General features: G+C 73.6%; 22 protein-coding genes. 12 read left to right on the top strand and 10 right to left on the bottom strand.

Annotation, left to right across the window (positions count from 1 at the left end; genetic code table 11):
• Positions 1-2: 2 nt before the first annotated feature.
• Positions 3-170, top strand: coding sequence for a DUF3117 domain-containing protein (locus ACIBAI_RS24325; RefSeq protein ID WP_003966491.1), 168 nt, complete (start codon positions 3-5; stop codon positions 168-170).
• Between the two features lie 147 nt (positions 171-317).
• Here ACIBAI_RS24325 and ACIBAI_RS24330 read toward each other — a convergent pair whose 3' ends face one another.
• Entirely contained in the window at positions 318-1,016 is a 699-nt protein-coding gene (locus tag ACIBAI_RS24330; RefSeq protein WP_399037518.1) for an O-methyltransferase, read from the bottom strand.
• A gap of 162 nt (positions 1,017-1,178) precedes the next feature.
• On the opposite strand from ACIBAI_RS24330, the gene sigE reads away from it, so the two are divergent.
• From sigE to ACIBAI_RS24355, 5 genes are all read left to right on the top strand, one after another.
• On the top strand, positions 1,179-1,964 hold the full coding sequence (sigE, locus tag ACIBAI_RS24335) for an RNA polymerase sigma factor SigE (protein ID WP_399037361.1): 786 nt from the start codon (positions 1,179-1,181) through the stop codon (positions 1,962-1,964).
• A complete protein-coding gene (locus ACIBAI_RS24340) occupies positions 1,961-2,968 on the top strand; it encodes an anti-sigma factor family protein (RefSeq protein WP_399037364.1) in 1,008 nt (335 codons plus the stop codon). Before sigE ends, ACIBAI_RS24340 begins: the two co-directional genes overlap by 4 nt.
• A 220-nt stretch (positions 2,969-3,188) precedes the next feature.
• Positions 3,189-5,057, top strand: coding sequence for a trypsin-like peptidase domain-containing protein (locus tag ACIBAI_RS24345; protein WP_399037365.1), 1,869 nt, complete (start codon positions 3,189-3,191; stop codon positions 5,055-5,057).
• A 253-nt stretch (positions 5,058-5,310) separates the two neighbouring features.
• A complete protein-coding gene (locus tag ACIBAI_RS24350; RefSeq protein ID WP_399037367.1) occupies positions 5,311-5,730 on the top strand; it encodes a sec-independent translocase in 420 nt (139 codons plus the stop codon).
• Between the two features lie 293 nt (positions 5,731-6,023).
• Positions 6,024-6,692 (top strand): hypothetical protein, encoded by a 669-nt coding sequence (locus ACIBAI_RS24355; protein WP_399037368.1) that lies wholly within the window; start codon positions 6,024-6,026, stop codon positions 6,690-6,692.
• Positions 6,693-6,776: 84 nt separating this feature from the next.
• Here the strand turns inward: ACIBAI_RS24355 and ACIBAI_RS24360 are convergent, their stop codons facing one another.
• The 3 genes from ACIBAI_RS24360 to ACIBAI_RS24370 are packed head-to-tail and all read right to left on the bottom strand — an operon-like array spanning position 6,777 to position 9,835.
• A complete protein-coding gene (locus ACIBAI_RS24360) occupies positions 6,777-7,910 on the bottom strand; it encodes an Mrp/NBP35 family ATP-binding protein (RefSeq protein ID WP_399037369.1) in 1,134 nt (377 codons plus the stop codon).
• Between the two features lie 43 nt (positions 7,911-7,953).
• Positions 7,954-8,556 (bottom strand): DUF1003 domain-containing protein, encoded by a 603-nt coding sequence (locus tag ACIBAI_RS24365; RefSeq protein ID WP_399037371.1) that lies wholly within the window; start codon positions 8,554-8,556, stop codon positions 7,954-7,956.
• A complete protein-coding gene (locus ACIBAI_RS24370; RefSeq protein ID WP_399037373.1) occupies positions 8,546-9,835 on the bottom strand; it encodes a magnesium transporter MgtE N-terminal domain-containing protein in 1,290 nt (429 codons plus the stop codon). The genes ACIBAI_RS24365 and ACIBAI_RS24370 overlap by 11 nt, the downstream gene beginning before the upstream one ends.
• A gap of 223 nt (positions 9,836-10,058) precedes the next feature.
• Here ACIBAI_RS24370 and ACIBAI_RS24375 point away from each other — a divergent pair, with 223 nt between their 5' ends.
• Positions 10,059-10,793 carry a hypothetical protein gene (locus tag ACIBAI_RS24375; RefSeq protein WP_399037375.1) on the top strand — a complete coding sequence of 245 codons (735 nt, stop codon included), beginning with the start codon at positions 10,059-10,061 and terminating at the stop codon, positions 10,791-10,793.
• Between the two features lie 22 nt (positions 10,794-10,815).
• Here ACIBAI_RS24375 and ACIBAI_RS24380 read toward each other — a convergent pair whose 3' ends face one another.
• Positions 10,816-11,328 carry a hypothetical protein gene (locus ACIBAI_RS24380; RefSeq protein WP_399037377.1) on the bottom strand — a complete coding sequence of 171 codons (513 nt, stop codon included), beginning with the start codon at positions 11,326-11,328 and terminating at the stop codon, positions 10,816-10,818.
• Between the two features lie 130 nt (positions 11,329-11,458).
• Positions 11,459-12,574 carry a magnesium and cobalt transport protein CorA gene (locus ACIBAI_RS24385; RefSeq protein ID WP_344602954.1) on the bottom strand — a complete coding sequence of 372 codons (1,116 nt, stop codon included), beginning with the start codon at positions 12,572-12,574 and terminating at the stop codon, positions 11,459-11,461.
• Positions 12,575-13,123: 549 nt separating this feature from the next.
• Between ACIBAI_RS24385 and ACIBAI_RS24390 the strand changes: the two genes are divergently transcribed.
• The gene (locus tag ACIBAI_RS24390) at positions 13,124-13,720 is read left to right on the top strand and encodes a suppressor of fused domain protein (RefSeq protein WP_399037379.1); all 597 of its coding nucleotides are present in this window, start codon (positions 13,124-13,126) and stop codon (positions 13,718-13,720) included.
• Between the two features lie 30 nt (positions 13,721-13,750).
• On the opposite strand, the gene ACIBAI_RS24395 is transcribed toward ACIBAI_RS24390, so the two are convergent.
• Positions 13,751-14,974, bottom strand: coding sequence for an MFS transporter (locus tag ACIBAI_RS24395; RefSeq protein WP_399037381.1), 1,224 nt, complete (start codon positions 14,972-14,974; stop codon positions 13,751-13,753).
• Between the two features lie 178 nt (positions 14,975-15,152).
• Here ACIBAI_RS24395 and ACIBAI_RS24400 point away from each other — a divergent pair, with 178 nt between their 5' ends.
• From ACIBAI_RS24400 to ACIBAI_RS24410, 3 genes are all read left to right on the top strand, one after another.
• Complete coding sequence (locus ACIBAI_RS24400) at positions 15,153-15,794, top strand: DUF6758 family protein (protein WP_399037384.1); 642 nt, start codon at positions 15,153-15,155, stop codon at positions 15,792-15,794.
• 172 nt (positions 15,795-15,966) lie between these two features.
• Entirely contained in the window at positions 15,967-16,824 is an 858-nt protein-coding gene (locus tag ACIBAI_RS24405; RefSeq protein WP_399037385.1) for a PHP domain-containing protein, read from the top strand.
• Positions 16,825-16,925: 101 nt separating this feature from the next.
• Complete coding sequence (locus ACIBAI_RS24410; RefSeq protein WP_344602944.1) at positions 16,926-17,531, top strand: MarC family protein; 606 nt, start codon at positions 16,926-16,928, stop codon at positions 17,529-17,531.
• Between the two features lie 93 nt (positions 17,532-17,624).
• Here the strand turns inward: ACIBAI_RS24410 and ACIBAI_RS24415 are convergent, their stop codons facing one another.
• Positions 17,625-17,777: a hypothetical protein gene (locus tag ACIBAI_RS24415; RefSeq protein ID WP_344602942.1), complete on the bottom strand. Its 153-nt coding sequence runs from the start codon at positions 17,775-17,777 to the stop codon at positions 17,625-17,627.
• 237 nt (positions 17,778-18,014) lie between these two features.
• Here ACIBAI_RS24415 and ACIBAI_RS24420 point away from each other — a divergent pair, with 237 nt between their 5' ends.
• The gene (locus ACIBAI_RS24420) at positions 18,015-18,911 is read left to right on the top strand and encodes an NYN domain-containing protein (RefSeq protein WP_399037388.1); all 897 of its coding nucleotides are present in this window, start codon (positions 18,015-18,017) and stop codon (positions 18,909-18,911) included.
• Between the two features lie 38 nt (positions 18,912-18,949).
• On the opposite strand, the gene ACIBAI_RS24425 is transcribed toward ACIBAI_RS24420, so the two are convergent.
• On the bottom strand, positions 18,950-19,828 hold the full coding sequence (locus ACIBAI_RS24425) for an alpha/beta fold hydrolase (RefSeq protein WP_399037390.1): 879 nt from the start codon (positions 19,826-19,828) through the stop codon (positions 18,950-18,952).
• Positions 19,829-19,961: 133 nt separating this feature from the next.
• On the bottom strand, positions 19,962-22,061 hold the full coding sequence (locus tag ACIBAI_RS24430; protein ID WP_399037392.1) for a DEAD/DEAH box helicase: 2,100 nt from the start codon (positions 22,059-22,061) through the stop codon (positions 19,962-19,964).
• Positions 22,062-22,538: the final 477 nt, after the last annotated feature.

Genomic DNA, 22,538 nt, shown 5'->3' on the forward strand with positions numbered 1-22,538 from the left:
GCATGGCGGCCATGAAGCCGCGGACGGGCGACGGCCCGCTCGAGGTGACCAAGGAGGGGCGGGGCATCGTCATGCGCGTTCCGCTCGAAGGCGGCGGTCGGCTCGTCGTCGAGCTGACCCCGGACGAGGCCGACGCGCTCGGCGACGCCCTCAAGAAGGTCGTCGGCTGACGCGCAAGCGACCGTACCCTTTCAGCCGCCCCGGCGCCGCACGAGGTGCCGGGGCGGCTGTTTTGCCGGATTCCCCGACGGCTGCCCCCTCGCCGCGGGCGGCCGGCCGGGAACAGCGGGCGACCGGGGACGGCGGCCGGCCGGGGATCAGCGTTTGACCGCGCACAGCAGCCCGTCGCCCACCGGCAGCAGCGACGGCACCAGCTCCTGGCTCTCGCGCACCGCCCGCAGCAGCTCCCGCAGCCGCAGCACCTCCGTGGGCTGCGGCCCGGAGTCCACCGTCCGGCCGTTGGCGAAGACCCCCTCGAAGACGACGAGCCCGCCGGGCCGCAGCAGACGCAACGATTCGGCGAGGTACTCCATGACCTCCAGGCGGTCGCCGTCGCAGAAGACCAGGTCGTACCCGGCGTCGGCGAGCCGGGGCAGGACGTCCAGGGCGCGGCCCGGGATGAAGCGGGCCCGGTTGCTGGCGAAGCCGCAGGCGCGGAAGGCCTGGCGGGCGAACTGCTGGTGCTCCGGCTCCGGGTCGACCGTGGTGAGCACCCCGTCCGGCCGCATGCCGTGCAGCAGATGGATCCCGGAGACACCGCAGCCGGTCCCGATCTCCGCGACCGCCTTCGCGTCCACGGCGGCGGCGAGCAACCGCAGGGCCGCGCCCGTGCCGGGCGACACCGAGCGCAGCCCTGCCTCACGGGCCCGGTCGCGGGCCCAGTGCAGCGCTTCGTCCTCGGCGACATAGGCGTCGGCGAACGCCCAGCTCGTCTGCCGGTTGCCGGTAATGACCCTCTCCTGTTCCCGTGGTTGCCTCGGCGTGACTGTATCCGCTGGCGCCGGGAACCCGCAGATGGGACCGGTCGTTTGAAGGGATGACGAAAGCGACCGGAGCCGTGACGGGGGCGATGGGTGGACAGGGACGCCGAGCAAGTGCTGACGCAGGCGTACGAGCCGTGTCAGCCCAGAGCAAACTCTCGTAAAACCGCTTATCCGGAGCTAACGGGCGAGGTGGCTATGGTAGGGGCTCCACTGGACACCACCAGAGCCGACAGGGGAGGTGCGGCTGCGCCTGTGGATCGGGGAGGAGTGCTACGGCGCTTCCTCGGGCCGGCGGGCAGGCCGAAATCCGTGAACGACACCGCTGCTGACCACAGTCACGCCACCGGTTCCGCCGCAGGCCGTGCCCAGACCGCGACCTTCGCCACCGACGCGGACGGGCAGGCGTGGACTCCGCCCACGTGGGAGGAGATCGTCAGCACGCACAGCGGCCGTGTCTACCGCCTCGCCTACCGCCTCACCGGCAACCAGCACGACGCCGAGGACCTCACCCAGGAGGTCTTCGTCCGGGTCTTCCGGTCCCTGTCGACCTACACGCCGGGCACCTTCGAGGGCTGGCTGCACCGCATCACCACGAACCTCTTCCTGGACATGGTCCGCCGCAAGCAGCGCATCCGTTTCGACGCGCTCGGCGAGGACGCCGCCGAGCGGCTGGCCAGCAAGGAACCCACCCCCCAGCAGGTCTTCAACGACGCCCACTTCGACGCGGACGTCCAGCAGGCCCTCGACACCCTCGCCCCCGAGTTCCGCGCCGCGGTCGTCCTGTGCGACATCGAGGGACTGTCGTACGAGGAGATCGCCGCGACCCTCGGCGTCAAGCTCGGCACGGTCCGGTCCCGGATCCACCGCGGCCGCTCCCAGCTGCGCAAGGCCCTCGCGCACCGCTCTCCTCAGGCCCGGGCCGAGCGCCGCTCCTTCGTGCCCCGTGTTCCCGCACTGGGAGGAGGGGGCGCGAGCGCGTGAGTGGGTCACGGCCGAAACCTGCCGAGGGACACCTCGCAGAGGAGCATCTGGGGGACCGGCTCTCCGCCCTGGTGGACGGAGAGCTCGGTCATGACGCGCGGGAGCGCGTGCTGGCGCACGTGGCGACCTGCGCCAAGTGCAAGGCGGAGGTCGACGCGCAGCGCCGGCTGAAGAACGTCTTCGCGGAGGCGGCCCCGCCGCCGCCCTCCGAGAGCTTCCTGGCCCGCCTGCAGGGGCTTCCCGCGGGCGGTGACCTGGACGGCGCGGACCCGCCGCCGGACCGGGACGGCCTCCCCGGGGGACCGTCCGGACGGTTCGGCGCCCTCGGATCCCCCGGAGCCTTCGGCACGAAGCGGGGCGAGCGCTTCGAGTTCGACTACGTCCCCGCGCGGTCGCACGGCCCCGCGCTGACCTCCTCGGGCAGCAAGGGCTTCCGCATCCACGACGTCGGCCGCCACGAGGCCGAGCGGCCGGCCTCGCGCGGGCTGCGGTTCGCGTTCGCCGCCGCCGGGGCGGTGTCGCTGGCCGCGATCGCGCTGGGCGGCGTCGCGTCCGGCCCGCCCGACGGCACGGCGGAGGCGCGGGGCGGCTCCGGAACCGGCAGCAACGTGACACCGGCGCGGACGGCCACGGGCTCCGCCGCGGCCCCCGACACCCAGCGCCGCCGCTCGGTCGGCCCGCTGCTCGGACAGGCCCAGGGCGGGCAGCAGTCGCTCGGGGAGAGCCCCGTGGCGTCGACCGGGCTGTCCGCGCCGCTGCTGCCCGGGCTGCCGGCCCCCCTGGCGGGCCGGGACCAGCGGGTGGAGCACCCGCTGACCGCGCCGGTGGTGGCCGGTGCCGCAGCCATGTCCCCGCTGATACGTCCGCTCGACGCCACCCCGCCGCCGGCCCTGACGGCATGGCCCGCGGTCCCCGCGGCCCCCGGAGTCACGGCCCCCGGCCTGCTCTCCGCACCCGTGCCCGACGCGTCCCCCTCCCCCTCCTCCTCCGGGCGCACTCCCTGAGGCGCCCTCTGCGCGCCGGCCCGCGAACCTGATTGAATCCGAGGTGGCGCCCCGGCGGGCAGCCGGCCGGGCACGGAGCCGCGGGGACGCGCCTGCCGAGGCCCGGCACGGGCCGGGGCCACGGCACCGGCCCCGGCGCACCCGGGGCGCACGGAGCCACCGAGACGACGATCTGCGGCCACCGCCGACGGGCCGTGCCGCGGCCAGCTGTGGGGAGAGCATGAACGAGGGGAAACCCGCGAGGGCGAAGTGGTGGAACCGGCCCCGCCCGCAGGTCCCCTCCGGCCCGACCGGGGGGACCGCGCCGGCGTCCGGGGAGGAGACACCGGCCGGGACGGGTACGGGCCGGATGCGCGCGCACCCGGCCGACGGCGACTTCGGGCCGGAGCGGCCCGACGCGTCCCCGGGCACCGGCGCGGACGGCCGGGAGAACGGCCACGAGGGCGACTACGAGCTGGAACGGCCGGCGACGGCCGGCGGCCCCACGGAGGCCGACGGGGGAGACGGGGAGCCGCACCGGCTCGCGGCGGACGCCGCGAGCCGACGGGCCGGCGACCCCGGACCCCCGGCGCGCACCGAGCCGCCGGAGCCCGCGGCCGGCCCCGGCGGGTCCGGCGCGCCCGCCGCCCCGGTCGCCGAGCCGCCCAGGCCCCTGCACGACCCCGACCCGTACGGCACCCCGCCGTACGGCGAACCGGGCCCCTGGGCCCCCGCCCCGCCGGTCCAGCACCCGGCGGCAGCACCGGCGCACGGCCCGGTGACACCCGCCCCGGCGGCCCCGGCGGCACCGGCGGCACCGGCGTCCCCGGCCCCCGGCCCCCTCGCCCCGCCCCCCACCGCCTCCCACACCCGGCCCCCGGCCCCCGGGACCCCCACGCCCTCCACCCCCTGGCAGCGCTACGACCCCTGGGCGTCCCCCGCCCCCCTCGCCCCTCTCCAGCAGAACGGGGCCGCCGTGCCCAGCCGGGAGCAGCGGCGGCGGCGAGGCCGGAGGGCACTGGCCGCCGGAGCCCTGCTGCTCGCCGTCGTGTCCGGCGGCGTCGGCGGCGTCACCGGCGCGTACCTGGAGCGGAACGGCGGGGTGGGGGCCGTGGAGCTGCCGCAGGCCGGGAAGGAGCCGGCCGGCCGGGCTCCGGGCAGCGTGGCCGGGATCGCCGCCCGGGCCCTGCCCAGCGTCGTCACCCTGCACGTGAGCGGCGGCGAGGAGCAGGGCACCGGCACCGGCTTCGTGCTCGACACCCGCGGGCACATCCTCACCAACGACCACGTCGTCGAGCCGGCCGGGGACGACGGCGAGATCTCCGTGACCTTCACCAGCGGCGCCACCGCCGAAGCCACCGTCGTCGGCCGGGACAGCGGATACGACCTCGCCGTCGTGAAGGTGACCGGCGTGCGCGGGCTCAGCCCCCTGCCCCTGGGCAACTCCGACAACGTCCAGGTGGGCGACCCCGTCGTCGCCATCGGCGCGCCCTTCGAGCTGGACGGCACCGTCACCTCCGGCATCATCAGCGCCAAGGAGCGGCCCATCACCGCGGGCGGCGAGAAGGGCGACGGCAGCGACGTGTCGTACGTCGACGCGTTGCAGACCGACGCGCCCATCAACCCCGGCAACTCGGGCGGCCCCCTCCTGGACTCCCGGGGCCGCGTCATCGGCATCAACTCCGCCATCCGCTCCGCCGACAGCGACACCGGCCCCGACGGCGGCCAGGCCGGCTCGATAGGGCTCGGCTTCGCCATACCCGTCAACCAGGGCAGACGCGTCGCCGAGGAACTGATCAACAACGGCCGGGCGACCCACCCCGTCATCGGCATCACCCTCGACATGAACTACACGGGCGACGGCGCCCGCGTCGGCACCAAGGGCAGCGACGGCGGGCCCCCGGTCACCGAGGGCGGCCCCGGCGACCAGGCCGGCATCCGGGCGGGCGACCTCATCACCGAGGTCGACGGACAGCGCATCCACTCCGGCGAGGAACTCATCGTCAAGACCCGCGCGCACCGCCCCGGCGAACGCCTGGAGCTGACCCTGGAGCGCGACGGCGCGGAACGGACGGTCTCCCTGGTGCTCGGCTCCTCGGACGGCGGTTGAGACGGCACGGCCGAGCGGCCCCGCGGAGATCACGGCGAGAATCACAGCAACCCCACAGCGGGCCCCGCGTCCCGGTGGCGTTCCGGCCGCGACAAGGCGAACAAGCCGGAAACCCGCCCACGCGGCCGTATTCCGAACCCTCGGGACGGTACCGGTCGTACGGGATCGCCGGGTACCGTGGATCCGGCCCGGACCACGGAAGACCGCACGGACCACCGAGGGCCGAGGACCGAGGACACGCTAGGAGCTTCAGGTGTTCAATGACATAGGACCGCTAGAGCTGGTGACGATCATCGTCCTCGCCGTGCTCGTCTTCGGTCCGGACAAGCTCCCGAAGGTCATCCAGGACGTGATGCGCACGATCCGGAAGATCCGTGAGTTCTCGGAGAGCGCCAAGCAGGACATCCGGCAGGAGCTGGGCCCGGAGTTCAAGGACTTCGAGTTCGAGGACCTCAACCCCAAGACGTTCCTCCGCAAGCAGCTGGAGAACGACGACCTGGGGCTGAAGGAGATCCGCAACGGCTTCGACCTGAAGAAGGAGATGGCGGAGGTCACGGACGCGGTGCACGGCCGCGACCCCGAGCCGGCCCCCGGCGGCGGTGTCGACCTGGTGAAGAAGCCCGGGACCGCCGGCCGCGACGACCGCCCGCCCTTCGACGCCGACGCCACCTGAGCCGTACGCCCGCGCCGCCCCGGCGGCGGACCCACGCCGCCCGGACCGCCGGGCGGCACCCGCGTCCCGCCGCACCCGGCCTCCTCGCACGTGACGCGTCTCATACCCGCTGCCGGGTGCGCACGGCCCGGACGCGGCCTCCGGGCGCCCTGCGCGCCGGGCGTTCTCCCTGCTGCCCGGAGCGGTGTGGCTATGCTGCCAAGTTGTTGTGCGGGCCGTACGCGAACCAGCAACGCCGCCCGATGGGGGGCGGGCCGTTCCGGTCCGACGAGAGCGAGGAGGCGTCCGGGCACATGGAGACGACGAGTCAGGCAGTCGCGCAGGCGCCGGCCGCGGAGGACGGACAGCAGGTCCCCTCCGGCCGGCGTACGGTCGACGGCTACCTGCGTGCGCCCTTCGCGTGGTACGGCCTCGACGAGGCCTTCACGGGACCACGCTGGCTGATGCAGGTCGGTACGGGGGCCGACGGGACCGTGGAGTACGGCTCGATCGGGCACGGCGACGAACCGTCGCCGCGCACCGAGTACGCGGCCGGGAACGACGAGGCCAAGGAGAAGTTCGCGGTCGTCGTGACCGTCGCCGCCAACCCCGTCCGGCGCAGCCCGGACGGCACGGGGCTGCTGGAGGCCACGTCGGTCTCCTCGGCGGCCTGGCTCGCGGGTGTGGGGCTGCTGTCGTTCGCCCGGCCCGGCCAGCTGGACCACTCCCTGCGGGACGACTGGCTGGAGCAGCAGACCGAGACGGCGTGGGAGCTGGCCGACGACCTCGCGGGACCGGCGTGGTCGACGCTGTCCCTGCCGGTGGACGGCGCGCTGACGTCCTTCCACTACCGGGAGTCCGAGTTCGGTTGGGTGCTGGCGGGCTCCACGCAGGCGGGGGTGCACGTGGGGGCCTACGGCAGGGGCATGAGCGCGTACGGGCTCGGCTTCGCCGCGATCCAGGACATCGCCGCCTACGCATGACGAAGGGGCGCCGCCGGTGGTGCGGCGCCCCCCGCCACGGGGCCCGGGGTCAGCGCGCGGCCGCGCGCCCCTCCGGGCCGGCCGTCAGAACTTGTTCCTCGGGGTGATCCCCAGCGACAGCCCCGCGAGGCCCCGCTGCCGTCCCCCCAGCTTCCCCGCGATCGACCGCAGAGCGGCGCCCGCCGGGGACTCCGGGTCCGTCAGGACCACCGGCCTGCCCTCGTCGCCGCCCTCCCGGAGGCGGACGTCGATCGGGATGCTGCCGAGCACCGGCACCGTCGTCCCCGTCGTACGCGTCAGGCCGTCGGCCACCAGCTGGCCGCCGCCCGTGCCGAACACGTCGACCATCTCGCCGCAGTGCGGGCAGGGCAGGCCGGACATGTTCTCGACCACGCCGACGATCTTCTGGTGGGTCTGGACCGCGATGGCGCCCGCCCGCTCGGCCACCTCGGCCGCCGCCTGCTGGGGCGTGGTCACGACCAGGATCTCGGCGTTCGGGATCAGCTGCGCCACGGAGATGGCGATGTCGCCGGTGCCGGGCGGGAGGTCGAGGAGGAGGACGTCGAGGTCGCCCCAGTAGACGTCCGCCAGGAACTGCTGGAGCGCGCGGTGCAGCATCGGGCCGCGCCAGACGACCGGCGCGTTGCCCGGCGTGAACATGCCGATCGAGATGACCTTCACCCCGTTGGCGGACGGCGGCATGATCATGTTCTCGACCTGGGTCGGGCGGCCGTCGGCGCCCAGCATGCGCGGCACGGAGTGGCCGTAGATGTCGGCGTCGACCACGCCCACCTTCAGGCCGTCGGCCGCCATCGCCGCCGCCAGGTTCACCGTCACCGAGGACTTGCCGACGCCGCCCTTGCCGGAGGCGACCGCGTAGACCCGGGTGAGGTTGCCCGGCTTGGCGAAGGGGACCTCGCGCTCGGCCTGGCCGCCGCGCAGCGCGGCCGCCAGCTCGCGGCGCTGCTCGTCGCTCATCACGTCGAGCGTGACGTCGACCCGGGTGACGCCCGCGACGCGGGAGACCGCGTCGGTGACACGCTGCGTGATGGTGTCCCGCATGGGGCAGCCGGAGACCGTCAGGTACACGGTGACCGCGACCGCCCCGTCCGCGCCGATCTCCACCGACTTGACCATCCCGAGCTCCGTGATGGGCCGGTTGATCTCGGGGTCGTTCACCGTCGCCAGTGCCTCGCGCACCGCGTCTTCCGTAGCCATAAGGACGATGGTACGGCGCTGCGCGGGGACCCCGGAAAGCCCGTCAGCGGTCGTCTGCGTCACGTCCCCGCGTCCGGTCGGCCGGGACCGCCGGAACCGCGGACCGGTCGCGGTGGCCGTCCTGCCGGTCCTCCAGCTCCTTGACCAGGTCCTGCAGCTCCGAGCGGATCCAGTCGCGGGTGGCGACCTCGCCCAGGCCGATGCGCAGGGCGGCGACCTCGCGGGTCAGGTACTCGGTGTCCGCGATCGACCGCTCGTTCTGCCTGCGGTCCTGCTCCAGGTTGACCCGGTCGCGGTCGTCCTGCCGGTTCTGCGCGAGCAGGATCAGCGGGGCCGCGTAGGAGGCCTGCAGGGACAGGGCCAGCGTCAGGAAGATGAACGGGTACTCGTCGAACCTGAGGTGCCGGGGGGCGAACGTGTTCCAGCCGATCCAGACGATGACGATCACCGTCATCCAGACCAGGAACCGCCCGGTGCCGATGAAACGGGCGATCCGCTCCGACAGCCGCCCGAAGGCCTCCGGGTCGTACTCGGGCAGCAGCCTCAGCCGCCGCGGGCGCGGCTGGTCGAGCCGGAGGCGGTGGCGGTTCGCGGCCGTGGCCCCGGCCGGGACGCGCTCGCGTGTCGTCTCGCGCTCAGGAGCCATCGGCCGCCACCTCCTCGCTCTCCGCCGAGCTGAACTCCGTCTCGCGCCAGTCCTGCGGCAGCATGTGGTCCAGGACGTCGTCCACGGTCACCGCGCCCAGCAGCGAGCCGGCCTCGTCCACCACCGGCGCCGCCACCATGTCGTACGTGGCGAAGAACCCGGCGACGGCGGGCAGGTCCGCCTCGGGGTCGAGCGGCTGCAGGTCGGTGTCGAGGATGGAGCCGACCAGGGTGTAGGGAGGCTCGCGCAGCAGGCGCTGGAAGTGGACCGTGCCCAGGTACTTGCCGGTCGGCGTCTCGTCGGGCGGGCGGCAGACGTAGACCTGGGCGGCGAGGGCCGGGGAGAGGTCGGGGTTGCGGACGCGGGCGAGCGCGTCGGCGACGGTGGCGTCCGGGCGCAGCACGATCGGCTCCGTCGTCATCAGCCCGCCGGCCGTGTGCTCCTCGTACGCCATCAGGCGCCGCATGTCGGCCGCGTCGGACGGCTGCATCAGGCTCAGCAGCCGCTCCTTGTCGGCCTCGGGCAGTTCGCTGAGCAGGTCGGCCGCGTCGTCCGGGTCCATGGCCTCCAGCACGTCGGCGGCGCGCTCCTCCTTCAGCTTGCCGAGGATCTCGATCTGGTCGTCCTCCGGCAGCTCCTCCAGCACGTCGGCGAGGCGGTCGTCGTCGAGGGCGGCGGCGACCTCGGCGCGGCGCTTGGGGGACAGGTGGTGCAGGACGTTGGCCAGGTCGGCCGGGCGCAGCTGCTCGAAGGTGGCGAGCAGGTTCTCGGCGCCCTGCCCGTGCTCCTCCAGGGAGAAGCCCGTCACGGCGGACCACTCGACGGTCAGGGTCTCGCCCCTGCTGCGGCGGAAGGCGCCGCCCCTGCGCCCCTTGCGGACGAAGACCCGGTCGATCTCCCACTCCCGGCGGGCCGGCAGCTGATGCACCGACAGGTCGAGGACGGTGACCTCCTCGCCGGTCTCCACGAGCGTGACGCGCCGGTCCAGCAGCTCGCCGAAGACGAGGCGTTCGGTGGGCCGCTGCTCGAAGCGCCGGACGTTGAGCACGCCGGTGGTGATGACCTGGCCGGCCTGGACGCCGGTCACCCGGGTCATGGGCAGGAAGATGCGGCGGCGGGTGGCGAGCTCCACGACCAGCCCGAGCAGCCTCGGCGGTTTCCGGCCGACGCGGAGCATGACGACCAGATCGCGTACGCGTCCCACCTGGTCGCCGGCCGGGTCGAAGACGGCGACACCGGAGAGGTGCGAGACGAAGATCCGGGGGGCGCCCGAGGCCATGGCCGCGGCTCCTTTTCGTACGACGGTTGCGTACCGGGGTCGATTCCTGGGTCTCTTTTCCGAATTGCCCGCTCGGGAGGGCTTCAGGCTAGCCCGTACCGATCGGGCACGTCCTGGCGAGGCCCACGGAAGGACTGGCTCCACGGGGTGCCGGGGGACCCCGGTACGCTGCCGTACGCCGTTGTGGGCCTGTGCCGGATCCGTCAGAAAGGCAGCCTCATCCGTGTCTGCGATTCCCCAGGGCCGTACCCGCCGGGCAGCGCTGGCGGGCGCGATGTGCGCGCTGGTCGTGGCCGGGACGGCGTTGACGGGCTGCAGCGAGGACCCGGACGCGGGCACCAACGGCGTCGGCAAGCTGCCCCCGGACAAGATCCAGAGCCGGACCCGGTCCGCCGCCGAGTCCGCCGACGCGGTCCGGCTGTCCGGGACCGTGGTCACCAGCGGGCGGACGTACACCCTCGACATGCGGCTGAAGTCCGACGGCGGTACCGGGTCGGTCACCACCGAGGGGCTGTCGTTCGAGCTGCTGCGCCTCGGTGAACAGCTCTTCCTCAAGGCCGACGCCGGTTTCTGGAGCCACGGCGACGCCGACGCGGCCGCCGCCGAGAAGCTGGACGGCAAGTACGTGAAGGTGCCGCAGGGCGACCCCTCGTACCAGAAGTTCAGCGGGTTCACGGACAAGGACGTCCTCCTCGACGGTCTGCTGACCCTGCACGGCACCCTGGAGACGAGCGGCCGCCACGAGCAGGCGGGCGTCCGCACCATCCGCATCACCGGCGACCGGGGCTCCGGCGGCACGCTGGACGTCTCCCTGGAGGGCACGCCCTACCCCCTGCGCCTGGTGCGCGGGGGCGACGCGGGCACGCTCCGCTTCTCGGACTGGGGCACGGACTTCGCCCTGGAGGAACCGGCGAAGGACGAGACGGTGGACTACGGGCAGCAGCTGCCGACGTCGTGACCGCCGCGGGGCGGGCCCGGGGCTACCCCCGCCGCCTCCTCCTCAGCAGCAGCCGGGGGACGGCCTCCGGGACCGGCCGGCGCGTCGTGGCCGGGGTCGGCACGGGGGCCTCGGCCAGGGAGCCGTCCGGGAGCGGGCTCGTCACCCCCGTCGGCTCCAGGCGCAGCACCCGGCACTCGCGCGCCCAGCGCCCGGTCATCGCCTCACCGTCGGGCGCGTTCAGCCGCTTGCCCTTCAGCTCGGCGACCGCCGCCTCCCACGCCTCGGACCCGGGCGCCAGCTCCACGACCCGCGCCGTCCAGGAGACCAGCCGTCCCCCCTTGTCCTTGCTGCGCACCGTCACTTCGGCCTCGGCGCCGTCGGCCAGCCCCGGCAGCGGCTGCTCGCCGGGTCCGTCGCCGACCACGCACGCCGCGCCCTCGTGCCAGACGTGCCACAGCGCCCGGGCCGCGGCCCCCGGCGCCTTGACCCAGACGAGGCCGGACTTCTTCGTGGCCTCCTCGATGAGAGCCCGGTCGAGCAGCTCGCTTGTCATGCGCCCAGCCTAGGACCTGTCGTCCGGACCGGGCCGACGGGGCGGCGCGGCGTCCTCCGGCCGGCCCGCCGGGGGCCCGCCCAGGACGCCCCGCCGGCCCGGTCGCCGGCCGTGCCGGTCCCGGGTGCCCTCACAGCCAGCCGTTGCGCTTGAGGGTGCGGTGGATCCCCAGGCAGATGGCCACCGTGATGCCCATGATCACCGGGTAGCCGTAGCGCCAGTGCAGCTCGGGCATGTGGTCGAAGTTCATGCCGTAGACCCCGCACACCATCGTCGGCACGGCGATGATCGCGGCCCACGAGGTGATCTTCCGCATGTCCTCGTTCTGCGCGACGGACGCCTGCGCGAGGTTGGCCTGGAGGATGGAGTTCAGCAGCTCGTCGAAGCCGAGGACCTGCTCCTGCACCCGGGCCAGGTGGTCGGCGACGTCCCGGAAGTACTTCTGGATGTCCGGGTCGATCAGCCGCATCGGCCGCTCGCTGAGCAGCTGCATGGGGCGCAGCAGCGGCGCCACCGCCCGCTTGAACTCCAGCACCTCGCGCTTGAGTTGGTAGATCCGGCCGGCGTCCGTGCCGCGCGGCGTGCCCTTGCGGCCCGGGGAGAACACCTCCGTCTCCACCTCGTCGATGTCGACCTGCACCGCGTCGGCGACCGCGATGTAGCCGTCGACGACGTGGTCGGCGATGGCGTGCAGCACGGCCGAGGGGCCCTTGGCCAGCAACTCCGGGTCGTCCTGCAGCCGGTGCCGCAGGCCCCGCAGGGAGCCCTGCCCGCCGTGCCGGACGGTGATGAAGAAGTCCCGTCCGGTGAAGCACATGACCTCGCCGGACTCCACGACCTCGCTGTTGGCGTCGAGCTGGTCGTGCTCGACGTAGTGGACGGTCTTGAAGACGGTGAACAGGGAGTCGTCGTAGCGCTCCAGCTTGGGCCGCTGGTGGGCCTGGACGGCGTCCTCCACGGCCAGCGGGTGCAGCCCGAACTCCCGTGCGATCCCGGCGAATTCGGCCTCGGTGGGCTCGTGCAGGCCGATCCACACGAAACCGCCGTCGCGGCGCACCAGGCGCATCGCCTCGTGCGGGGTGAGGGGCGAGCCGGTCTGGACCCGCCTGCCCTCCCGGTAGACGGCGCAGTCGACGACGGCGGAGGCGGTCGAGGGGTCGCGGGTGGTGTCGTACGTGCCGCCGTCCTTGCGCAGCGAGGGACGGGACGGACGGACCACGGCGCGCAGGTCGCGGATCATCGACATTGGCAGGCTCCTTCGCGTACGGCAACGAAAGGCGCCGACGACGGCTGGAACTACCCGGAATGGGGACGTCCTTCGGGGTCTTCCGCCCTTCGGGCAGGGGAAGGATGTTTGGCGCGTCCACAAAGCGGGGAGCACCGCACCGTCGCGGTGGCGAGCTTCGCTACTGATTCAGCTGCCGATGCGCACCGCTGCGCACCGGACGAAACAGGCAGATCAGGTAGAACGAGACGAAGTGCTCTTCCGTAGGAAGGCCCGAATGCGAGAGGTGGCAGCCAGCTAGAACCGAGCGGCTACGTCAGCGGCCGGAAGAGCGGGTGGTACTGCACGGTCGACTTCGATCCATGACAGCCCCACCTCCTCCGGCCGGTCCCTCGTGAGGGACGTTCCATACCCCTGTAGGGGTTCCCCGTTGGGGAGATTTCATCAGCGCGTCGGGACCTGATGGCGACGCTTCTGCGTGCTGCCCCGAAACCACCGGGTAAGACTATCAGCCGCCCTCCGTGTCAAGGCGTCGCTTTGCCCGGTGCTGACGAGTTCTATGCTCGCCGCATGGCAGATGTTCTCCCTCTGGTCGAGGCCCGGCTGCGCACCGCCCTGGGCGAACCGGACGCCCGCGCCGCGGTCACCTTCCTCGGCGCGGACCGTATCGAGGTGCTGCGCTTCCGCGGCGCCGGCCAGGAGGGGGACGTCGTGCGCTACGCCACCCTCGGCATGTCCGCGCAGCCCATGGCCGATCCCGCGGCGATGCTCGCCGACCCGGTCAGGGGGCCCCGCGCCGAACTGGTCCTCTCCGTGCGGGCCGGCCGCGCCGACACCGACAAGGTGCTCCGCCCGCTCGCCGTGCTCGCCGCGTCCCCGCAGGTCGAGGGCGTGGTCGTGGTCCCCGGCGCCTCGCTGGACGTGGGCGGGCCCCTGTGGCCGGGCGCCCCCTTCACCTCCGTCCTGGTCGCCGAGCCGGGCGGCCTGGTCGAGGACCTAGAACTGGACGCGCCGCTGGACCCCGTACGGTTCCTGCCGCTGCTGCCGATGACGCCGAACGAGGCCGCCTGGAAGCGGGTGCACGGCGCCCAGGCGCTCCGGGAGCGCTGGCTGACGCACGGGACGGACCTGCGCGATCCCGTCCGCAGGTCCGTCCCGCTGGAGTGAGGAATCTCACCAACCCCCGGCCGGGGGCCGTCAGTTGGCGAAGACGCCGACCCCGTCCTCCGTCGCGTGCCGCGGCCCCTGCTCCTGCGCCTCGTGGGTGAGCGCCCGGCGCCGTACGGCCACGACGAGCGCGCCCGCCACCGCGGTGACCGCCGCGACCACGAACGGGATGCGGGCGTCGGTCCACTCCTCGATCTTCGGCGCGAAGTACGGCGCGGCCGCCGCCGCGAACCACCGCACGAAGTTGTAGCCCGCGCTCGCCACCGGGCGCGGCGCGTCGGAGACGCCGAGGGCCAGTTCCGTGTACACGGTGTTGTTCACGCCGATGAAGGCGCCGGACAGGACCGTGCAGACGACGGCGGCGGTGTGGCCGCCGTAGCCGAGGACGAGCACGTCGGCCGCGAGCAGCACCAGCGAGCCGCCGAGCACCCGCAGCGAGCCGAACCGCTTCTGCAGACGGGGCGCCACGATGACCGAGAAGACGGCCAGCAGCGCGCCCCAGGCGAAGAAGACCGCGCCGGACCTGTACGGGGTCATGTCCAGCACGAACGGCGTGAAGGCCAGCACCGTGAAGAACGTGTAGTTGTAGAAGAACGCCGACGCGGCCGCCGAGGCGAGGCCGCCGTGGCCCAGCGCCCTGACCGGGTCGAGCAGCGAGGTCCTGCGGGCCGGCTTCGGCTGCTCCTTCAGGAACGCCGTGATGCACAGGAAGCCCACCGCCATCAGGAAGGCGGTGCCGAAGAAGGGGTAGCGCCAGCTGGCGTCGCCCAGCAGCGCGCCCAGCAGCGGGCCGCACGCCATGCCGAGGCCGAGGGCGGACTCGTACAGCAGGATCGCCGCCGCGCTGCCGCCCGCCGCGGCGCCGACGATCACCGCCAGGGCCGTCGAGACGAACAGGGCGTTGCCCAGGCCCCAGCCCGCCCGGTAGCCGACGAGCTGGCCGACCGAGCCGGAGGTGCCCGCCAGGCCCGCGAAGACCACGACGATGGCGAGGCCGAGCAGCAGGGTGCGGCGGCCGCCGATCCGGCTGGAGACGAAGCCGGTCACCAGCATCGCGACGGCGGTGATGAGGAAGTACGAGGTGAACAGCAGGGAGACCTGGCTGGGCGTGGCGTCCAGGCCCTGGGCGATGGACGGCAGGATCGGGTCGACCAGCCCGATGCCCATGAAGGCGACGACGGACGCGCCGGCGGTCGCCCACACGGCTTTGGGCTGGCGCAGGATGCCGCCGGTCCCCGCGTCGAAGGGGTCCATGCTCGCTCCAATCCCGACAGGGAAGTCGACTGCGGACGACAGGATGGTTGGTATATGCACATAGTAATTTAGGATTGCTAATTAGTGCAAGTTGCATCTAATTTTCGCCGTTCCGGCCTCCGCCCGGACGGGTGATCGTCCTTGACGTGGCGGGGCGGGGGTAGGACCGTGGGGCCCTATGAAGGGCGAACCCAGTTGCCCGAAGTGTGGTGGCCGGGTCAGGGCTCCCGGTCTCTTCGCCGATTCCTGGCAGTGCGATGTGCACGGCGCCGTGTACCCGGTGCAGCCCGTGGTCCCGCCCAGCGTCGAGGCCCTCGGCGTCGTGGTGGGGCGCGCGCAGGTGCCGGTGTGGATGCCGTGGCCGCTGCCGGTCGGCTGGCTGTTCACCGGTGCGGCCTGCGCGGGCGACGACCGCAGCGGCGGCCGCGCCACCGCCGTGGCCTGCTCGGGACCCGGGCCGCTCGGCGGCATGGGGGAGCTGATCCTGGTCGCCGAGGAGCTCGGCGTCGGTCTCGGCGCCCGGTACGCGGGCCTGGACGCCCCGGACCCGGGGCCGTACCTGGACGTCGAGAAGCCGCCCCAGGCCAAGGTCCTGGCCGCGGGCCGCCCCACCCCGCTCTGGCTCGTCGCCGGCACCCCCGACGACCGCGCCGTCTTCGCGGGCGAGGCGCTCGGCATGTGGCTGTGGGCCGTGGTCTGGCCCGAGCAGTCGGGGCTGCTCATGTACGACGAGCTGGTGCTGGCCGACCTGCGGGACGCCGGGGCCGAGGTGGAACTGGTCCCGTGCGGGGCGCTGTCGCCGCGACTGCTCGAACCGTAGCGCTCCGCCGGAGCCGGAGCCGGAGCCGACGGGTGGGTGGTGCGGCGCGGCCCCGGGTCCCCGGCGGGGTGTGTAGGGGGTGCAGTGCGGCTGTGGGTGTGACAGAGGGTGGCGAAAATACGGTTATCCTTGAGCCTCGTCGTCCGTTCCGTCACCGCCAGGAGTCCGCGTCGTGCGCATCGACCTGCACACCCACTCCGCCGCCTCCGACGGCACGGACACCCCGGCCGAGCTGGTGCTCAAGGCCGCCGCGGCCGGTCTGGACGTCGTCGCGCTGACCGACCACGACACCACGCGCGGACACGCCGAGGCCGTCGCCGCGCTGCCCGCGGGGCTCACGCTGGTCACCGGCGCCGAGCTGTCCTGCCGTGTCGACGGCGTCAGCATGCACATGCTGGCCTACCTCTTCGACCCCGAGGAGCCGGCGCTGCTCGCCGAGCGGGAGCTGGTGCGCGACGACCGGGTGCCGCGGGCCAAGAGCATGGTCGCCAAGCTCAACGAGCTGGGTGTGCCGGTCACCTGGGAGCAGGTCGCCCGGATCGCCGGGGACGGCTCCGTCGGGCGGCCGCACATCGCCTCCGCGCTCGTCGAGCTGGGCGTCGTGCCGACCGTCGGCGACGCGTTCACGCAGGACTGGCTGGCCGACGGCGGGCGGGCCTTCGTGGAGAAGCACGAGACCGACCCCTTCGAGGCGATCCGGCTGATCAAGGGCGCGGGCGGGGTGGCAGTGTTCGCGCATCCGGCCGCCGCCAAGCGGGGCCGTACGGTGCCGGAGCCGGTGATCGCGGACATGGCCGCCGCCGGGCTCGACGGCATCGAGGTCGACCACATGGACCACGACGCCCGGACCCGGGACCGGCTGCGCGGGCTCGCCCGGGAGCTGGGGCTCCTGGTGACCGGATCCAGTGATTACCACGGCAGCCGCAAGACCTGCGTGCTCGGCGAGTACACGACGGACCCCGAGGTGTACGGGGAGATCACGCGGCGGGCGACCGGGGCGTTCCCCGTGCCGGGGACCGGCGGGGCCTGAGGCCCTCGTCCCCGTCCTGTCCCACGTACCCGGCGTCGCGGGCCCCGCCCCGCGCGACGACCGCCCACGGCGGCCGGCGGCGCCCTCCTGCAAGGTTCACCATGTTCGACCCCGCCGTCTTCGGCTCCCTCTTCCTCACCCTCTTCGTCATCATGGACCCCCCCGGGGTCACCCCGATCTTCCTCGCGCTGACCGCCGGACGCCCCGGCCGGGCGCAGCGGCGGATGGCCTTCCAGGCCGTCTGCGTGGCCGGCGGCGTGATCGCCGTCTTCGGACTGCTCGGGCACCGGATCCTCGACTACCTGCACGTGTCCGTGCCCGCGCTGATGATCGCGGGTGGGCTGCTGCTCCTGCTGATCGCGCTCGACCTGCTCACCGGCAAGACCGACGAGCCGAAGCAGACCAAGGACGTCAACGTCGCGCTCGTGCCGCTGGGCATGCCGCTGCTGGCCGGGCCGGGTGCGATCGTGTCGGTCATCCTCGCCGTGCAGAAGGCCGACAGCGCCGCCGCGCAGCTGTCGGTGTGGTCGGCGATCCTCGCCATCCACGTCGTGCTGTGGCTGGTGATGCGGTACTCGCTGCTGATCATCCGGGTCATCAAGGACGGCGGCGTGGTCCTGGTGACCCGGCTCGCGGGCATGATGCTCTCCGCGATCGCCGTCCAGCAGATCATCAACGGGGTGACGCAGGTGATCAGGGGAGGCTGAGCGCCGGGCCGACGGGGGGCGGAACGAGCGGAGCCCCCGCCCGGCGTCGATGCCGGGCGGGGGCTCCGAAAGCGTGTGCGGGGGCTCCGCGGGTTACGAGGCCGGCGTGTCGGCCGGGCGGATCCACAGCCGCTGGCCGATGGCGGCGGCCTGCTGCACGATGTGGCTGACGGAGGCGGCGTCCACGACAGTGGTGTCCACGGGCGTGCCGTCGACGTCGTCGAGGCGCATGATTTCGAAGCGCATTCGCTTCTCCCTTCGTCTGGTCATCCTCCTGAGGAGAACTACTGGATGGCTGGCGCACGGTGCGCGGTGCCCCGTGTTCCGTCTGTAGTCAACGGGCTGTGTGTTACAAACATTCCCTACGCTAAAGAAAATTTTCGAACGTCTAATTACTGACCGGTAAGTGATCGAGGATGTCCGGTCACGGGACGGACCGGTACCAGTTGTGTTCGCAGCGTGACCGCCGGGACAATAGAGGTGATGAACGACAACCTCGCGGCCCTGAACGCCCGCCTCGACCGCACCAACGAGCTGCTGCAGCGCATGCTCGCCGAAGTGGCGAAGACGCCCTCGACCCACGCGATCTTCGTCGACGCCGGATATCTGTACGCGGCCGCGGGACGACTGGTCGCCGGGACCGAGGACCGCCGCGCCTTCGACCTGGACGCCGAAGGCCTGATCGACGCGCTCATCGACAAGGCCCGCACGATCTTCGCGGACAGCCGGCTGCTGCGGGTCTACTGGTACGACGGCGCCCGGCGCCGCATCCACACGGCCGAGCAGCAGTCCATCGCCGAGCTGCCGGACGTGAAGGTGCGGCTGGGCAACCTCAACGCCAACAACCAGCAGAAGGGCGTCGACTCCCTGATCCGCACCGACCTGGAGTCACTGGCCAGACACCGCGCCATCAGCGACGCGGCCCTGCTCGGCGGCGACGAGGACCTGGTCTCCGCGGTGGAGGCGGCCCAGGGCTACGGCGCGCGCGTCCATCTGTGGGGCATCGAGGCGCCCGAGGGCCGCAACCAGGCGGAGCCCCTGCTGTGGGAGGTGGACAGCCAGCGCACCTTCGACCTCGACTTCTTCAAGCCGTACGTCGCCCGGCGCACGACCCCCGCGTACGAGGCGACGGGGACGGCCCGGCCCACGCGTGAGGACGTCCGGTTCGTGGGCGCGCAGGTCGCCGCGAAATGGCTGGTGGAACGGGGCCGGGAAGCCCTCGTGGAACTGCTGCCGGGCCACCCCTACCTGCCCGGCTCGGTCGACCAGGACCTGCTGGTGGAGGCCGAGGGGCTGCTGCAGTACTCCCTGCGCGGCCAGGCCGACCTGCGCCGGGCGCTGCGGGACGGCTTCTGGGACCACCTGCAGACCCAGTACTAGGGCGCTTCCCGGCGGCCTGCGGATCCGCCGGCGGGGCCTCAGCCGCCCGGTCGGCCCGCGGCGTCCCAGAAGTCGGCCAGGGCGCGGGCGGTCGGCAGCGGCTGGTCGACGTTCGGCGAGTGCTCGGCGCCGTCGACGAGGGTCCGGTGCGCGCCCAGCCGTACGGCCATGTCGTCGAGGAGGGGCACCGGCCAGGTGTCGTCCCGGACCCCCGACAGGACGTGGAACGGCAGCGGTACGGCGGCGAGCTCGGCGACGCGGTCCGGCTCGGTGCACAGCTGACGGCCGGTGGCGAGGAGCTGGGCGGGCTTGGTGCCCAGCCAGCGGCGGCGCAGCTGGTCCTGGTCGCCGGGGCCGCGGGCGGGGCCGCCGACCTCCTCCGGCGGGCCCATCACCTGGATGGCCGTCCACACCTGGGCCATGGTCATCACGGCGAGCGCGTCCCGCAGCAGCTTCACCCGCTGCTGCTGGGAGACGGAGATCTGGGCCGGGCCCGACGCCATGAGGGTCAGCGAGACGAAGGGGGAGTGGTCCAGGAGCACGGCCGCCCGGGCGATCTGCCCGCCGAGCGAGTGACCGACGAGGTGCACGGGCGTGCCGAGCGCCTCGGCCTGCGCGAGCACGTCCCGCGCCAGCTCCGGCTGGGCGTACGCCGACTCGTCGTCCTCGGGCCCGTCCGACTCGAACTGCCCCCGCCCGTCCACCGCGACGACCCGGTACCCGCGCGCCGCGAGCGGCTCGTGCAGCAGGGTGAAGTCCTCCTTGCTCCCGGTGAACCCCGGCAGCAGCAGCGCGACGCCCTTCGCCTCCACACCCGCGGCCACGGCCGAGTCGACGACGGCGAACTCGCCGCGGCCGGTGCGCAGACGGTAGGCGCGGGCTCCGGGAGGCGGGGTGAAGGTGGCGTGCCAGGTCACGGAGTGAGGGTAGCGGGTGGGACGAGAGAGCCGACGAGTGGCGTACGGGACGGCCGGTGGCCCGTGGACGTGGCCCCTGCGGATACGCCGACGGCCCGGTCCCACGGGGGTGGGACCGGGCCGTCGGGGGAAATCAGCCCTCCGTGGGCTCCGCGGCGGCCGCGACCTTGCGGGTCCGGCGCGCCCGGGGCTTGGCCCCGGCCGCGTCGTCCGCGGCCTCGGCCGAAGCCGCGGTCTTGCGGGTCCGGCGCGGCTTGCTCTCCGGCTCCTGCGTGGCCTGCGCCGGAATCTCCGCGGTGGTGGCGGGCTCGGCGGTCTTGCGGGTGCGGCGGCGGGGCTTGGCCTCGGCGGCCTCGGCCGTGTCGGCGGCTTCCGCCGCCGCGGCGGCGCTCTTGCGGGGGCGGCGGGGCTTGGTCTCCGTCGTCTCCGGGGCGGGTTCCGTCGTCCCCTCGGCCGTGTCCACCGCCGTTTCCGCGGCGGCCGCGGTCTTGCGGGTGCGGCGGCGCGGCTGGGCGGCGGGCGCCTCGGCGGCCGGGGCGCTCCCGGGGACCTCGGCGTCGGAGACGGGGGCCTCGGCGGCCGGGGTCTCCGCGGTCCTGCGGGTGCGGCGGCGGCGCGGCTTGGCCGGGGCCTCCGCGGCGGGCGCCTCGGCAGCCGTGCCCACGGCGGCCTCGTCGGCCGTGGCCGCTTCCGTGTCCGTACCCACGGCCGTCTGCGCGATCGCGCCCTCCGCCGTCGCCACCGCGGTCTCCGCGGCCTCCGGCGCCGGGGTCCCGGCCGGTGCCGCCGTCTGCGGCTGCTCCGCCGGCACCCCGCCGCGCATACGGCGACGGCGGCGCGGGGCGCGGGCCGTCCCGCCGTCCCCGGTCACGGCCTCTCCGGCCGCCTCGCCGGACGTCTCGGCCTGCGGTTCGCGCGCCCCGGAGGGCGGCGCGTCCAGCGGCGCCCCGCTGCGCGTACGCCGGCGGCGGCGCGGGGTGCGGGCCGGGCGCTCGGGGTCGGCGGTGCGGGACTCGTCCCGGCCGCGTCCGCGGCGTCCGCCCGGCTCGCCCAGGTCCTCCAGCTCCTCCGCCGCCAGCCCGGCGCGCGTGCGCTCCGAGCGCGGCAGGACGCCCTTCGTGCCCTCGGGGATACCGAGGTCGGAGAAGAGGTGCGGGGACGTGGAGTACGTCTCCGGCGGGTCGTTGAAGTCCAGGTCCAGCGCCTTGTTGATGAGCTGCCAGCGCGGGACGTCGTCCCAGTCGACCAACGTGATCGCCGTACCCTTCGCGCCCGCGCGGCCCGTGCGGCCGACGCGGTGCAGGTACGTCTTCTCGTCCTCCGGCGACTGGTAGTTGATGACGTGCGTCACACCCTCGACGTCGATGCCGCGGGCGGCGACGTCGGTGCAGACGAGCACGTCCACCTTGCCGTTGCGGAAGGCGCGCAGCGCCTGCTCGCGCGCCCCCTGGCCGAGGTCGCCGTGGACCGCGCCGGAGGCGAAGCCGCGGCGCTGGAGCTGCTCGGCGATGTCGGCGGCCGTCCGCTTGGTGCGGCAGAAGATCATCGCCAGCCCGCGGCCCTCGGCCTGCAGGATGCGGGCGACCATCTCCGGCTTGTCCAGGGAGTGCGCGCGGTAGACGAACTGCTTGATGTTCGCGACCGTCGCGCCCTCGTCGTCCGGCGCGGTGGCGCGGATGTGCGTGGGCTGCGACATGTAGCGGCGGGCCAGGCCGATGACCGCGCCCGGCATGGTGGCCGAGAACAGCATGGTCTGGCGCTTGGCCGGCAGCATGTCGATGATCTTCTCGACGTCGGGCAGGAAGCCCAGGTCGAGCATCTCGTCGGCCTCGTCGAGGACCAGGCACTTGACGTGCTTCAGGTCCAGCTTCCGCTGCCCGGCCAGGTCGAGCAGCCGGCCCGGGGTGCCGACGACCACGTCGACGCCCTTCTTCAGGGCCTCGACCTGGGGCTCGTAGGCCCGGCCGCCGTAGATCGCGACGACGCGCACGTTGCGCACCTTGCCGGCGGTCAGCAGGTCGTTGGTGACCTGGACGCACAGCTCGCGCGTGGGGACGACGACCAGCGCCTGCGGGGCGTCGGTGAGGTCCTCGGGCCGCGCGCGTCCGGCCTCCACGTCGGCGGGGACGGTGACGCGCTCCAGGAGCGGGAGGCCGAAGCCCAGCGTCTTGCCGGTGCCGGTCTTGGCCTGGCCGATGATGTCCGTGCCCGAGAGGGCCACGGGCAGCGTCATCTCCTGGATGGGGAAGGGGGTGGTGATGCCGACGGCTTCCAGGGCCTCGGCCGTCTCGGGGAGAATCCCGAGTTCTCGAAACGTCGTAGTCAGGGTGCTGCCTCTTCTGTGTGCGCGGTGCGAGGCGAGCGCGGGGGTCGTGTCGTGTGACCGTGCCGGGGACGTCGGCCGCCCACGCGGGCGGGCCGTGTGGCACGGGACCACTGCCGACGCTCTAGCGCTCGTACCGCTGAGGGTTCCCTCCGATCGTCGTACGCGCACTGCCGTACGGTCAGGGAGGGCTGTCGGGTCGGAGCCGATCGGGCCACCGACCGGGCATCCTCATACGTGTGGCCTGTCGAATACGTCGGAGTACTCAGCAGGCGCATTACCACCATACCCCGGATTCGCGCACATGCCATGGCCGATTTGGTCACGTAGGCGTCGTCACACCGATCGGCCGGGGCTTCCGCCGCGCGACCGGCGGGCTATTGTGCG

Origin of the sequence: Streptomyces sp. NPDC051041 (genome assembly GCF_044456065.1) — a bacterium.
GTDB classification, from domain to species: Bacteria; Actinomycetota; Actinomycetes; order Streptomycetales; family Streptomycetaceae; genus Streptomyces; species Streptomyces glaucus.

Coding starts and splice junctions, on each gene's coding strand:
- ACIBAI_RS24325 (WP_003966491.1), top strand. CDS start 3: ATGGCGGCCATGAAGCCGCGGACGGGCGACGGCCCGCTCGAGGTGACC.
- sigE (WP_399037361.1), top strand. CDS start 1,179: ATGGTAGGGGCTCCACTGGACACCACCAGAGCCGACAGGGGAGGTGCG.
- ACIBAI_RS24345 (WP_399037365.1), top strand. CDS start 3,189: ATGAACGAGGGGAAACCCGCGAGGGCGAAGTGGTGGAACCGGCCCCGC.
- ACIBAI_RS24355 (WP_399037368.1), top strand. CDS start 6,024: ATGGAGACGACGAGTCAGGCAGTCGCGCAGGCGCCGGCCGCGGAGGAC.
- ACIBAI_RS24360 (WP_399037369.1), bottom strand. CDS start 7,910: ATGGCTACGGAAGACGCGGTGCGCGAGGCACTGGCGACGGTGAACGAC.
- ACIBAI_RS24365 (WP_399037371.1), bottom strand. CDS start 8,556: ATGGCTCCTGAGCGCGAGACGACACGCGAGCGCGTCCCGGCCGGGGCC.
- ACIBAI_RS24370 (WP_399037373.1), bottom strand. CDS start 9,835: ATGGCCTCGGGCGCCCCCCGGATCTTCGTCTCGCACCTCTCCGGTGTC.
- ACIBAI_RS24380 (WP_399037377.1), bottom strand. CDS start 11,328: ATGACAAGCGAGCTGCTCGACCGGGCTCTCATCGAGGAGGCCACGAAG.
- ACIBAI_RS24385 (WP_344602954.1), bottom strand. CDS start 12,574: ATGTCGATGATCCGCGACCTGCGCGCCGTGGTCCGTCCGTCCCGTCCC.
- ACIBAI_RS24390 (WP_399037379.1), top strand. CDS start 13,124: ATGGCAGATGTTCTCCCTCTGGTCGAGGCCCGGCTGCGCACCGCCCTG.
- ACIBAI_RS24395 (WP_399037381.1), bottom strand. CDS start 14,974: ATGGACCCCTTCGACGCGGGGACCGGCGGCATCCTGCGCCAGCCCAAA.
- ACIBAI_RS24400 (WP_399037384.1), top strand. CDS start 15,153: ATGAAGGGCGAACCCAGTTGCCCGAAGTGTGGTGGCCGGGTCAGGGCT.
- ACIBAI_RS24410 (WP_344602944.1), top strand. CDS start 16,926: ATGTTCGACCCCGCCGTCTTCGGCTCCCTCTTCCTCACCCTCTTCGTC.
- ACIBAI_RS24415 (WP_344602942.1), bottom strand. CDS start 17,777: ATGCGCTTCGAAATCATGCGCCTCGACGACGTCGACGGCACGCCCGTG.
- ACIBAI_RS24420 (WP_399037388.1), top strand. CDS start 18,015: ATGAACGACAACCTCGCGGCCCTGAACGCCCGCCTCGACCGCACCAAC.
- ACIBAI_RS24430 (WP_399037392.1), bottom strand. CDS start 22,061: ATGACGCTGCCCGTGGCCCTCTCGGGCACGGACATCATCGGCCAGGCC.